Source organism: Pseudoxanthomonas sp. LjRoot127 (assembly GCF_964253495.1).
Classification (GTDB): Bacteria; Pseudomonadota; Gammaproteobacteria; order Xanthomonadales; family Xanthomonadaceae; genus Pseudoxanthomonas_A.
In genome coordinates this window covers 332968-345053 of sequence record NZ_CAXUQR020000001.1, presented here as the reverse complement: position 1 = coordinate 345053, position 12086 = coordinate 332968, and the positions used below count along the sequence as shown (strand labels likewise).

Sequence of the window (12086 nt, the reverse complement as noted above, 5' to 3'; positions counted from 1 at the left end):
AGATCAACGAACCATCAGTTCTCGAAGCGCTGTTCAAACCTGGCGGCATAAAATGTCATCTTTCGATAGAGATGCAGCTGTCTTCTTGGGTCTGAGTCAGATCAAGGGCATCGGATACCGGACATTGTTTGAGATGGGTGGTGTAGCAGAGGCTGCGCATAAATTCGATCGTGGCGATCTGGATCCATTTCTGTGGGAGCATCTAAACGGCTCAAATGAGGGATTCGAGTCAGCTCTCCTAGCGCTAGGTCAGAAACAAATATCCTTGCTGACTACTGCAGGGGTTCACCTCGTTAGGGAAGATGATCGAGCGTATCCCCGCCTCTTCAGAGACCTTCCGCCAGAATCGAAACCTCGCTGGCTCTTCTGTAGAGGAAATTTGGATCTCCTCAACGTGGACAGCGTGGCCATTGTTGGCACGCGAGACCCTACGGTGGTTGGCGACTTTCTGACGAAATTCGCTGTATCGGTAGCCGCTGAAGATCACCTGCCAGTTGTGAGCGGTCTCGCGAAGGGAATTGACTCGATTGCCCATGAGTGGTCTCTAATTTCTGGGACGCCAACTATTTCCGTTCTGGGGACCGGAATTCTTCGGCCATATCCCTCCAGCAACATCCGCCTAGCGAATGAGATTGTTGATAGAGGCGGGCTTCTTGTTTCCGAATACATGCCCTTCGCGGAGCCGTCTGCTCAGAATTTCGTTATGCGGAACAGGCTTCAAGCTGCACTTGCCCGGGTTGTCGTAGCGCCTGAGTGGCGTCGTAGCTCTGGCACTGCTCATACCATCCGATTCTCGAGAGCGCTTGGCAGAACATGTATTAATCTTCTTGCGGAAGGCGTTGTTGCAAGTGCTGATCACGGTGATGCGGACTTAACATTCCAAATCCCGAGGCAATATGCAGCCTTTCGTGGCTCGCTTAAGGCCGCTATGACTAGGCGTCATAACGAGCCGCCACAAGCAGAGCTTTTCGGGAGCTAACCAGTGAGCCTAAAACTTCTGCTCATTAGTGTTTCAGGAACGATCGCGAACGAACAAAACAAGGTAGATGGTGCGATCTTGCAGCAGCTCGCCAAGCTCGCTAAACAGCTTTCCGACAAGGGGGTCAGCGTTGCGTTGTGGTCTAACAGGAAGTGGACTTACAACAAATCTATAAGTCTTCATGAGCATCTTTCGAACATCTCAGGAGTTCCGATCTCCGCTCATGGTTGGCACGAAGACGGTAAGCCGTCCAGGCGTCTTGCTGACTCGGTTCTTCCCGTTCTTGCTCACTATGGGGCAACTAAGCAGCAGACAATCCTTCTGGGGGGCTCAGAAGAGGATATGCGCGCAGGCGTAAATAACAATCTCCTGCACATTCGCGCCGACTGGTATGGTCAGCAAACAAGCTACGGTTTTGCGGTCAAGACTGTCAGTGAGCTTGCGAGATTTTGCTTTGTTTTCGCTATGCGTAGCCATCCACTCTTCTTCGGAATCAAGGATGGATCGCTAAACTTTCATGCTGCAGGGCCGTTCTCCACGAAGGTCCAGGCTTATTCGCTTTTTGGAGAAGACGCCAGGGCTGCGGCAAAGTTTGGCTATGGTCACCCTGAGTTTTGGTTTCTTCTAACCATATCGACTCTCTACTTCGGTGGGCTATTGGAGGGTGTTAACTACATTTGCACCTATCCAGGGCATCAGGCTAAATCCGATCAGCCTAAGGATGCCAGTCTCCAGGTTGCTTTAATGCGGCTGGGAAAGTGCTTTCGAATGAGCTTCTATCACGATCTCATTGTGCGTCACACGACAGCCGATAAAAGCCAACCGATAAAAGCGGCCGACCGGGAATTTTCAAATCAATTGCGCACCATTCAGCTTAATACTTATCCCCATAAAAATCTCGCTGTTACTCCCAACAAGGGGGCAATTAGTCTGCGTGGTAAGGTTGTATTGGTTGTCGATGACATATGCACTTCTGGCCGAAGCCTTGAAGCTGCGCGCGCCTACGTCGAAGCCGCGGGTGGGGAGGCTCGGCTCTTTACGTGGCTTAAGACTATCAATACGCCGTATTGGGCAATGGCCGACAAGATTTCCCTAAAACCTTATCAGCCCAACGATGTAAGCAAGGAGCCCAAATCTGCCCAGTATTCTTATACGGGTTCCATCGTTGACAGTGGTGCTCCACACGAGCTTTCCCAGGTTTTCGGAATCTACAATGCGTGGAACTGGTGAGATTAACTAACTTTTAGTAGCTGGTCCCATCGGGTAGTATAGGCGGGCGACAGCGCCTCGCGCTTGACGGACCAGATGGGTTTCGAAAGGCTTCTGTCGGCAGGTCGCCATGCGGAGGCTGCAAAGCCCATCGCTCCACGCCCGAACTTGGCGTTGGCCTGATCGACGACATCCATTAGTGCCTTCGAACGGGGGTCGAGCTGCGCAAACAGATCGCCTTGCTGATTGTCGCCATGCGTCAGGTCAAGGAGGCCAACACCTGCTTTCTTGTAGCCATACCTACCGGCTCCGCGATACATCGCACGCGCGAGTCCTTTAGCGACCATGAGGATTTCTCGGGTATCACAAGACGGGGCAATCAGATTGAACGCTTTGCTCGGATGATATTGGGGGATGCCAGGCTTAAAAGCATTGGTGTTAAGCCACACCCACACACCTCCCGCCATAAGTGATCTTGCTCGCAACTTCTCGCAAGCTCGCTGGGCGAACGTGGCAACTGCCTGTTGCACGTCTTCGAGTGAGGTGACCTCCTTTCCGAAGGTTCTTGAAACGATAATTTGTTGGCGATCTGGCTCTTGTTCCTGGATGTCTGCGCACACTTCGCCCTGAAGCTCACGTTGCGTTCGCGCCAGAGTTACTCCATAACGGGCTCGTAACGTATCTGGCGCGGCCCGGCATAAATCCGCCGCAGTCAGAATCCCCTCTGCTCCCAAACGAGCAGTGAGCTTGCGTCCCACTCCCCATACGTCTTCCACTCGATAGCTCTCAAGTGCAGGCGAGTTGGGAAAGGTGGTCACCACGCCATGCGACGTGCATTTTGCCAACTTGTTTGAAAGCTTTGCCAAGGTCTTCGTTGGGCCGATACCTACGCAGCAGGGAACCCCGGTCCACTTCAGGATGCGGGCCCGCGCTTCTGTTGCAACGCGCACCCTGTGCGTTTCAGGGATGCCGTCGAAGGTCACGAAGCTCTCATCGATCGAGTAGATTTCGACGGCAGGAAAAAGATCGCGGAGGATGGTCGCGATTCTGGAACTGATATCCCCGTATAGGCCAAAGTTTGCCGACAGGCAGCGCAACTGCTTTCGAATCCCGGGATCCACTTCATGAATGGGTTGCCCCATGCGCACGCCCAAGGCTTTGGCTTCATTGCTTCGGGCGATCGCACAGCCGTCGCCCGAGCTCAGTATCACAACTGGCACTCCCCTCAGAGCAGGGTTGAAGACTCGCTCGCAACTGGCATAGAAGTTGTTGCCATCCACCAAGCCGAACATGTCAAAGGGACCTCGGATCCACGTTGTGCCACTGACTGATTTCTCGCTCCAAGCTGTCCCATGTCGCTTGGATTTGCCGTCTGTCGCCGGTGAAGAGCGGCTGATCCAGGTGGGCGAACTGGTCGAATTGCGGATGCGGAAGGACAGTGCCGATGCCGCTGAAGCAAAACCACTCGCCCACCAACTGCGCAATCTGCGCGAGTTCCTTGATGGCCGCCTTGGCGTCATCCAGGTTCCATTGCTGGAGCGCGCGGCCGGTGCGGCTGAACTCTGTGGCTGCATGTGCGATCTCAACGTTGACGTGTTCCATCACTCCATCGAGTTGCGCCAAGCGCCGCTCCAGTGTGTCGAACACGTCTTCCCGAATCAGATCTTCTGGGGTGGAGGTGCCGGGCGTGGTCCCACTCAACCAATCGAAGAGGGCGTGTCGTTGAACCGAGGGTTCGTAGTGATACTCGCGGGGGACCCAATACGCTTGACCCGGTGTTTGGGCATGTAGGAACCGCCAATACCGCTCTTCCGTGGCCGCGTAGTTGTATTCCAGGCCAGCGATGTCTTCCACGAACACCCGGCGGGTGACGCGCTGCCGAACCGCTCTTGCGTCCATCAGCAGACCACCCAAGGAGCACACTCCACGATGGCCGTGGATGGTTTCCCGCTCGGCCAGTCGCCGAACGCCTTGCATGGTGGTGCTCCAGAACCCTGAAACGAGCATTTCCAGCACCATGCCGTTGAGCCGCTTGCCGTCGTCGGCATCGGGTGCTTGGCGCACCATTTCCACTACGCAGGAGAACGCGGCCAGATCCCACGTCAGCTTGGACAACGCCTTGGAAATGGCGTTGTCGTCGGTGTCGAAGACGCGTTGCCAGAGCTCGATGCGCTGGCGCATCACGCCTCCTGGATGATCGATACCCCAGCCAGGGTGTCGCCGTCGTTTTCGCGGCGCCGCACTTGCGACAACACGCCCTCGAACCGTTCCAGTTCGCCTTCATCGGTGGCGGCCCGCCGGTAGGTGTCCCCGTCGTCGTCGAGCACCTCCAGCACGCCGGCCACCCCCGTGCCGTCAGCGGCCATGGTGATTCGGGTTTCGTAGATGCAGGTGCCCGTCCAGGAGAGCCAGCAGCGCAACGTGTCGCCATCCAGATGCAACGCCCAGCGGTCATCCACGCTGCGCGGCCAGAGGCCCTCGCGCAGGCGCACCACATCCTCGGCGGTGAAGACATGGCCACACCGGATGGGCCAGCGCGGGCCCTCCATTGGTTTGAGCTGGCTCCAGCGGCTTGCATCGTCCATGTTAGCGCCTCAGTTGTTTTCGGAAGGACCAGGTCACCACGCCCCACACGTCGAGCTCCACGTCTTCCGGCACGACGATGGGGGCGTTGGCAGGATTGCCCGAGTGGAGCTCGTAGCGCCCGGCGCGCAGCCGCAATTGCTTGACCGTGAAGCCGCCTTCCCAACACACCATGACGATGTCCCCATCGCGGGCGGTCAGGGAGCGATCCACCACCAGGGTGTCGCCCGGGAAGATCCCGAACTCCACCATCGAGGTGCCTGTGTCCGCTTCCACGTAGAACGTCGCTACCGGGTTTCGCACCACGTGCTGGTTGATGTCCAGCACGTCCTGCGAGCCGTAGAAGTCTTCAGCAGGCGAGGGGAAGCCACACGTGGCCCGCACTGGCAGCAACGGCAGGTGCAGCGGCAGGGGATGGAGATGGGCGGCGCCCAGGTAACCGGGCGGAAGCGTGGTGTCGAGCATGGCGGAAGTCTCTACAAGCCAGAATCACCCGGTGAGACGGCACCGGGGAGACAGGCTAGACCGGCCCGAACGGAGCCGCCAATTAGTATTTCGCTGAACGGGCCCAACCCCTTGTCACTGCGAGGGTGGGCGGGGCCGTGAAACCGAGGGGGCGGGGCGCAGCGTCGGTTCCACGCGCAAACGCTCAGGGACGATCGGGTGGTCCGAATGCTCTTTGGTCCAGGAGGTCGAGCAATGTCCGCGCCACGTCGAGGGCGGCACGACCCCATTCGTCGTCGTCGCCATCGAAAGGCTGCTCGCCCGGATCTTCTTTGCCGCCATGGAAGAGGTTGTTGCGCACGCGCTTGGTCGCTTCCACTAAGGCGCGGGCGTCGGATTGAACTTCGTTGGGTGGCTGAAGAGGGCGAGGCTCGAAGGCTGCCTCGCGCTGGCCCCCCGCATTGACGACCACCTGAACTTTCGGTCGATCACGGGCTCCCCCAAGCATCTTCTGACGAGTAACAGGCTCCACCCGAAGGACGAAGTTGGCAGGTGGAAACCTGTCCACCTGCGCCTTCACTTCGGACCAGTCCACCATCGCATTGCCGAACCGATCCGCTTTCAGAAATGCATGACGGCGCTTGAGCTGGTATTCGAGCAAGGCGAATGCGCGAAACAATGGGATGGCGAGGTTGTCAGAGACGGGCATGACCACATCGTAGCCCAGCCTCCTGTTACCCCGCAGCCTTCCACGGACGCCCCTGGCGGGCAGCTATATCCGCCGCGTCCTCGACCCCTTTCATCCACCAGTGGGTGTCGTCCAGGTGCGGCAGCGCGCCGCGCTCATCCAGCAGGAGGTCCAGTGCTTCGCACACGGCGAACTCGGCATCCCGCTCTCGGCTGCCCGGTGGGTGCGCGTGCGCCCGACCGTGGCGATATGCGGCCAGGGTCTTGGCGCCCATGTTCCGGCCCTGTGCCAGGTTCGTGCGCACCAACGGATCAGCTCCGTTGTCCAGCAACGCGCGAACGGTCGGCGCGTCCGCGGTGAGCAGGGCGACGTGGAACGGCGAGTAGCCACGGGCGTCGTGCGCGTTGGGTTGGGCCCCTCGTCCGATCGCCGCGGCCACCTGATTGGGGTCGCGCTGTTGGATTGCAGCGAGCAACTCGGTGTTGGCCATGCGTCCTCCTTTTCTTCTGGTTTACCGCAGAAGCGGAAACGCGCAAGGGGGGCAGGAGTTTGAAAAACTGTCGTGCAACCCCAGCAGTTTTTCAGTTTAGTCAGATCGCACGCTTGAATACGAAGCGGCAACGAAGGAAGAGCTGTCACGCTCCCTTCGTTCTTCATTGCGGTGTCTGAGAGCCTATCGGGGTCGCAGCTTGGCCACCCCCGGCGGGTGCCATTTCCCCTTGGCCAGGCGCTTCTGCACGAAGGCGCGGTAGTCCTCTGGAGAGGGGGGGGACTTCCGTTTGTGGCGGCGTTGGTTGCACAACCAACAAGCCGCGGCGATGTTGCCGGCCACGTCCTTGCCGCCGTCCTGTTGGGCCACCAGGTGTTCGGCGGTGCAACGAAGCGGGTTGGCCGTTCGGGCGGGCAGGCCGAAGGGTTTCAGTTCATCGGGTGAGGCGTTCCACATGGGCAGGCTGCAGTAGCAGCAGCGGCCCTTCTGGGCGTGGAAAGCGTCGGTTCTCAGGCGTTGAAGTTTGGGCATGCTCAATCCAAAGGGAACAGGGGTTCTTTCCCGACGTCTCGTAGGCGAGAACGGATCGGGCACCTGGTGCCATTGGCTAAGCAGGCACAACACCGGGGGTAAGTTCCCACGCGGCAGGGCTGTTATCGCGCGGGGCGAGTGGGGCGTCAAGCCTGTGCGATGCGCGGATGGTCTTCCGATCCGCGGGCAGGACGTGGAGCCGGCGGTAAGGCGCGATGTATGGCGCTGGCAGCAATGGCGGCATGGCCAAAAGCAACCGCGATCTGGTTGAGATCGGTGACCACATCACCAATGGCGTAAAGGCCATGGCGAGAGGTTTCCATGTGCTCGTTTGTCAGCACGGCGCCTTCGTCGTTGAGTTCGGCCCATGCTTGCCGCGCCAACTCTCCGCGCGCAGGCGCTCCCATGGCCGCGTAAACGAAATCGAAGCGGTGCGTGTCGCCGTAGGCGTCGATAAGGTCCCAGCCGTCATCCCGGCACGCCAGAGAGCGGAGAGACGGCAGGACGACCAAGCCCTCGGTGTCGGTCTGGGAGCCGCTGTCGCCTCGGTCCGGAATTGGCACCACGCTGACGTTGGCCGAGAACGTGCTCAGGTAGCGGGCGTTGGCCGCTGCTCTGGTGAGTGGCCCCACCACGGCGAGGCGGTGATCGGTGGCCTCGAATCCATCGCAAAGCGCGCAAGAGCGGAGCAGCCCGCTCTTCAGCGCTGCTTCGGGGTCTCCCGAAGCGAGCTCTGGGAGTCGATCGACGACCCCCGTGGCCAGCAGGACGGTGGGCGCAGAGAAGACACCGTCCTTCGCCTCCACCTCCCATCCTCCCGGGATGGGGCGCAAGTCACTGACTCGGGTGGGGCGGAACGTTGCGCCGTAGTTGGCGGCTTGGTCCCTCAGGCGCTGGAGGAGTTCAGTCCCCGACACGCCCAGCGGGAAGCCGGGGCAGTTGTGGCTTTCCGGAATCCAACGCGCGCGGCTGCGACCATCATCGAACACGACCACGCGTCGGTGAAAGCGCCTAAGGTAAGTAGCGGCGGTGAGGCCGGCGGGGCCGCCCCCTACGATGATGCAGTCCAGTTCCATGGGTTTTGCCGGATCGGGATGTGTGCAAAGCCTGCCACGAACGATCCCTCCGCGCACGCACGCGCCCTCTATGACGTCGCCATAACGGGCGCCATGTCGTCATAGGGGCCGGGCTGGTCGGACGCGCCAGCCGCCGCTCAGGAGCTCCCATGGGACGTTTCGATTCAGACCACTTCCACCGCTTGGTGGATTATCTCAGCCGATCGGGAGGCGTGGAAAAGTGCCTGCCCTACCCAGGCATGACCCCAGTGCCCGCCGGTTTCGATGAGTTCGCCAACCGCGATTCCCAAGCGACGGAATCGAATTGGTCGGACGTATGCCCTGCTTACGCCTTGGCGTTGTTGACCTCGGGCGGCTACGCGCTGCCCCAAGACGACGCCGACATGGAAGTGCTCTGGGACGAGTTGAGCGGGAACTCAACCCTCCTCTGGCCGGACGTGCGCGACATCGTGGAGCGGGGTTGGGCGTGGCTGGACGCTCACCCCGTGGACACGTCCACGCAGCACTAGGCCTGTGTGCGCTTTCGCTTTCGCCACACCACGCACTGGCCGACCAAGGCGGTGAGCAAGATGAGGCTGTTGGTGGTGATGAACACCCAGTTGTCCAGCAGCCAGCTGTAAATAACGAAGCCCACGGACGCGGCCGTCTGGCCGAGAAAAAGCCATTTGGATACACCGGCCGAGTTGTCTTCCGTGGCGTGCTTGTGAATCTGCCTGATCAAAGTGGCTATCAAGATGGCCGAAGCGGCCCAGCCGATCACATCGGGTGACATAAAAGATCCTTGGGAGCGGATTGGGAATGGATACAACGCAAGGCAGAGGGAATGATTTAAGCGGCGGTTCTGCGCCTGATGAAGGCCCGGCGCGGGTTCGGGCGATGCTATTCGATGCAGCCAGCGCTACCCGTGAAGTCACGGGCTTGGATGCGGCCTTGGTGATGGATCCGTCCGAGGATCAATTGCTGTGGATCGATCTCCACGCGCCCGATGAGACCGAGTTGGCTCGGATGGCCGAACGCCTTTCCTTGCCCAGGGCCGCGATAGACGGCTACGCGGGCACCGACACCAATCCCGCGTTGGAGAACTGCGGCAAGTGTTTCTGGGTCAGGGTGGTTGCCGTCGCCGACTCACCCAGTCCAGCGTTCAGCGGCACCGTGCTGACCATTGTGGCGGGCAAGAACGTGGTGGCCACCCTTCACCGCCAACCCGTCGAGTTCCTGGACAATTTTCGAGACGGGCAAGGGGGCAGGTCGGGCGTTGGGGCCCTGACGTCGGGCAGCTTTGTTTCAGCCCTGCTGGAATGGCACCTGGGCACATACTTCAGCGCAGTATCCCGGTTCGAGCTGGCGGTCGAACGGCTGGAGGTGGACGTATTGTCCACGGCGCCCCGGGATTGCCTTGAGGAACTTCGGTCGCTGCGAAAGGGGGCGTCCCGCCTCCGGCGAATGCTCGCTCCCCACCGTGGGGTGTTCACGGCGTTGGGCCGCCCCGACTTTCGTCCGGAGGAGGATGAGCAAACCGAGCGGCACTTTCGTGCGTTGGACACCCACTATGAACGCGCCATGGACATGGTGGAGAACGCCCGCGATCTCGTGGTGGGGACGTTCGAATTGTTCAGCAGCCAGACCGCGTTGTCCGCCAACGAAACGATGAAGGTGCTGACCTTTGTCACGGTGGTCGTCGGCGTGCTGGCCGTCATCGGCGGCATTCTGGGCATGAACTTCGAAGCCCCGTTCTTCAAGACCGGAGTGGCTGGATTTTCCGTCGCCGTCGTGTTGATGCTTGTGCTGGCCGCCGGCTCCATCCTCTGGGGCAAACACAAGCGGTGGTTCTAGTTACTCAGGCGCTTTGGCTGGGACGAAAGGCGACACCGGGTCGCTGGCCGGGAACGTCTCTTCCAGCGCCTGGTCCTGGTTGTCACTCTCGTGTTTCTTGCGTTCCCGTCGTTGCGCATGGGTCTCTTCGCACTCGACAGGCTCGCCTGGGGCGGGGGTATCTTTTCGGTCTCTCATGCGTGACTCCTGGTGGGTGGAACGGCCCTCTGTTGGGAAAGTAGAGAGTCATGACGAGGCAAGGCTTCGGGACGCGGTTGCGGTGGGGCGGGTGTCAATTTCCATGGATTCCGACATCAACGCTAACGCCCTCTTGGAGCGTGCAGCAGTCTGGGCGGCGACCGCGTCGGATGGGACCCGAACCTTGTAGCCGCGCATGTGGGCGTCTTGTGCCGTGGCCAGCACGCACGAGTCGGTTGCGACGCCGGTGATGACCAATGCGGACACGCTCAGGTCGTCCAGGATGGCGGGCAATGTGGTGCATAGGAAGGCGGAGTGCCGTGGTTTGAGGACGTAATAGTCCTTGGGTCCTGGTTCCAGGATGGTCGCAATGGAGCTGGTCGCACCTCCCCGCTGCCGACATGTGGCGACCAGGTCTGAAAACTCGCGGTTCCAGTCCATGAAGTTGTCGTTGACGTAGAGCACCGGCCAATCGCGTTCAGTAAATGTGGCGCGCAGTGCCGCGATGTTATTGCACACCTTCACCGCTTGCGCCGCCAACCGATCACCCCCGTCGAAATCGAAGAGGTTGATCATGTCCAAGACGATGAGGGCAGGCCGCATGCGAACTCAGGTGCCGGTCTGACTGTGGGGAGCTTCCACCGGCTTGGACTGGGGTGAATCCTTTTGGCGAAGCACGATGGTCAACAGGACCAATGAGGCAACGGCGAGAAACTCGCTCTGCCAGTTCTGGAACGACTCGAACCAGAACTGGGCGCTGGACAGATGGTGCCAGAGGGTAACGGGGAGCTCGCCCTCCAGTTGCCGTTGAACGGATTCGTGCCGCCAGCTACCGTCTAGGTGAAGAACGAAGGAGAGCAGAAACAGCGCCGTGAACGCGATGGCTAGGGAGTGCTCGTAGAGCTTGAGCCATAGACCGCCGACCCGCACGGGCCACGGCTTGGGACCCTTTTCGATTCGCTCCTCTTCTTTCGACGGATCCAATGGCCGGGATTCCGCTGAGCCCTTTTGACGAAGGGACACGCTCAGCAACACATACATTCCCATCTGTAAGAATTCGCTTTCCCAGTTTTCGAACGTGGCCGAAACGAAGTGGCCGCTGGCCAAGTATTCCCAGAGGGACAAGGTAGGCGCAGCGAGGTCCGAGAGCTCGTCGTTGTAAACGACGTGGCCGGTCAGGATTTGCCCTAGCCATGTTCCCAGCATGAACAGGAGAACGACGATCGAAAGGCCATTCCGTTTTAGGAATCCGGGATGTGTGCTGGTCATGAAGTGATCCTTTTGCACATTGAAGGCGTGACTTCGTAGAAACGCCGTGAAGAAACTGGTTTTCACAAAGCCTTTGCGTGGTGGGACTGAATAATCAAATTTCTTCCCCAGCTAACGGAGTCAGCAATGGCAAGCAAGGGCTACGATCAGAACGGCGTCAAGGAGCTTCTGCTCCAGGCGCTGGAAACCGAGCGCGGCGGCATCAAGGTCTACACGGCAGCCATCGCCGTGGCCGTCAACGAGGACCTGCGCAAGGAGTGGGGGGAATACCTTGACGAAACCAAGCACCACGAGGAGGTGCTGACCCGGGTGTTCGGGGAACTGGGCATGGACACCGAAGAAATGAGCCCGGGGCGAGAGGTGTGCGCGCACAACGGCGCCTCACTGGTTGCGGCCATCGAGATGGCCCAAGCCAACGCTGATCCAGCGGCGGCCGAATTGGTGGCCTGCGAATGCGTGGTTCTGGCCGAGACCAAGGATCACTCCAACTGGGAGTTGATCGGCAAAGTCGCCGACGCGGGTAAGGACAAGGTGGCCGAGGTCCTGAAGGCTGCGTATGACGAGGTGGAAGAAGACGAAGACCATCACCTCTACCACACCAAGGGCTGGTGCCGTGAACTCTGGATCCAGAGCTTGGGCATGCCGGCTGTATTGCCGCCTCCCGAGGAGGTCAAGAAAGTCGAGACCGCAATCGGCGCAGCCCGAGCAGAACAAGCCCGCGAAGACATGCTGTAACTGCTGAAAAGCCCGCTTTTGCGGGCTTTTCTCTATGCGTCACTGTTTCCAATCCATCCGTGATTTTCGATC

The 12086-nt window shown here is 59.8% G+C and carries 16 protein-coding genes; 5 read left to right on the top strand and 11 right to left on the bottom strand.

The window, feature by feature from the left end; genetic code table 11:
• Positions 1–52 precede the first annotated feature (52 nt).
• Both ACSQ19_RS01660 and ACSQ19_RS01655 read left to right on the top strand, forming a co-directional pair.
• Positions 53–979, top strand: a complete 927-nt coding sequence (locus tag ACSQ19_RS01660; RefSeq protein ID WP_435999562.1) for a DNA-processing protein DprA — start codon at positions 53–55, stop codon at positions 977–979.
• Between the two features lie 3 nt (positions 980–982).
• Positions 983–2209 (top strand): phosphoribosyltransferase family protein, encoded by a 1227-nt coding sequence (locus tag ACSQ19_RS01655; protein ID WP_435999560.1) that lies wholly within the window; start codon positions 983–985, stop codon positions 2207–2209.
• Between the two features lie 2 nt (positions 2210–2211).
• On the opposite strand, the gene ACSQ19_RS01650 is transcribed toward ACSQ19_RS01655, so the two are convergent.
• From ACSQ19_RS01650 to ACSQ19_RS01615, 8 genes are all read right to left on the bottom strand, one after another.
• Positions 2212–3480 carry a Y-family DNA polymerase gene (locus ACSQ19_RS01650; protein ID WP_435999558.1) on the bottom strand — a complete coding sequence of 423 codons (1269 nt, stop codon included), beginning with the start codon at positions 3478–3480 and terminating at the stop codon, positions 2212–2214.
• Between the two features lies 1 nt (position 3481).
• Complete coding sequence (locus ACSQ19_RS01645) at positions 3482–4369, bottom strand: hypothetical protein (protein WP_435999556.1); 888 nt, start codon at positions 4367–4369, stop codon at positions 3482–3484.
• On the bottom strand, positions 4369–4773 hold the full coding sequence (locus tag ACSQ19_RS01640) for a hypothetical protein (RefSeq protein ID WP_435999554.1): 405 nt from the start codon (positions 4771–4773) through the stop codon (positions 4369–4371). Before ACSQ19_RS01640 ends, ACSQ19_RS01645 begins: the two co-directional genes overlap by 1 nt.
• A gap of 1 nt (position 4774) precedes the next feature.
• On the bottom strand, positions 4775–5236 hold the full coding sequence (locus ACSQ19_RS01635) for a LexA family protein (protein ID WP_435999552.1): 462 nt from the start codon (positions 5234–5236) through the stop codon (positions 4775–4777).
• A 184-nt stretch (positions 5237–5420) separates the two neighbouring features.
• Complete coding sequence (locus tag ACSQ19_RS01630; RefSeq protein WP_435999550.1) at positions 5421–5924, bottom strand: hypothetical protein; 504 nt, start codon at positions 5922–5924, stop codon at positions 5421–5423.
• 25 nt (positions 5925–5949) lie between these two features.
• Positions 5950–6393, bottom strand: coding sequence for a hypothetical protein (locus ACSQ19_RS01625; RefSeq protein ID WP_435999548.1), 444 nt, complete (start codon positions 6391–6393; stop codon positions 5950–5952).
• A gap of 183 nt (positions 6394–6576) precedes the next feature.
• The gene (locus ACSQ19_RS01620; RefSeq protein WP_435999546.1) at positions 6577–6924 is read right to left on the bottom strand and encodes an HNH endonuclease; all 348 of its coding nucleotides are present in this window, start codon (positions 6922–6924) and stop codon (positions 6577–6579) included.
• A gap of 146 nt (positions 6925–7070) precedes the next feature.
• Positions 7071–8000 (bottom strand): NAD(P)/FAD-dependent oxidoreductase, encoded by a 930-nt coding sequence (locus ACSQ19_RS01615; protein WP_435999544.1) that lies wholly within the window; start codon positions 7998–8000, stop codon positions 7071–7073.
• 149 nt (positions 8001–8149) lie between these two features.
• Between ACSQ19_RS01615 and ACSQ19_RS01610 the strand changes: the two genes are divergently transcribed.
• Positions 8150–8509 carry a hypothetical protein gene (locus ACSQ19_RS01610; protein WP_313222305.1) on the top strand — a complete coding sequence of 120 codons (360 nt, stop codon included), beginning with the start codon at positions 8150–8152 and terminating at the stop codon, positions 8507–8509.
• On the opposite strand, the gene ACSQ19_RS01605 is transcribed toward ACSQ19_RS01610, so the two are convergent.
• A complete protein-coding gene (locus ACSQ19_RS01605; RefSeq protein WP_435999542.1) occupies positions 8506–8772 on the bottom strand; it encodes a hypothetical protein in 267 nt (88 codons plus the stop codon). The two genes, ACSQ19_RS01610 and ACSQ19_RS01605, sit on opposite strands and share 4 nt — an antisense overlap.
• A 26-nt stretch (positions 8773–8798) precedes the next feature.
• Here ACSQ19_RS01605 and ACSQ19_RS01600 point away from each other — a divergent pair, with 26 nt between their 5' ends.
• Positions 8799–9833 carry a magnesium transporter CorA family protein gene (locus ACSQ19_RS01600; protein WP_435999540.1) on the top strand — a complete coding sequence of 345 codons (1035 nt, stop codon included), beginning with the start codon at positions 8799–8801 and terminating at the stop codon, positions 9831–9833.
• Positions 9834–10058: 225 nt separating this feature from the next.
• Here the strand turns inward: ACSQ19_RS01600 and ACSQ19_RS01595 are convergent, their stop codons facing one another.
• Together ACSQ19_RS01595 and ACSQ19_RS01590 are read right to left on the bottom strand one after the other, a co-directional pair.
• On the bottom strand, positions 10059–10613 hold the full coding sequence (locus tag ACSQ19_RS01595; protein ID WP_435999538.1) for a cysteine hydrolase family protein: 555 nt from the start codon (positions 10611–10613) through the stop codon (positions 10059–10061).
• 6 nt (positions 10614–10619) lie between these two features.
• Positions 10620–11279 carry a DUF6766 family protein gene (locus ACSQ19_RS01590; RefSeq protein WP_436001048.1) on the bottom strand — a complete coding sequence of 220 codons (660 nt, stop codon included), beginning with the start codon at positions 11277–11279 and terminating at the stop codon, positions 10620–10622.
• Between the two features lie 126 nt (positions 11280–11405).
• Here ACSQ19_RS01590 and ACSQ19_RS01585 point away from each other — a divergent pair, with 126 nt between their 5' ends.
• Positions 11406–12014: a hypothetical protein gene (locus ACSQ19_RS01585; protein WP_435999536.1), complete on the top strand. Its 609-nt coding sequence runs from the start codon at positions 11406–11408 to the stop codon at positions 12012–12014.
• The last annotated feature ends 72 nt before the right edge of the window (positions 12015–12086 follow it).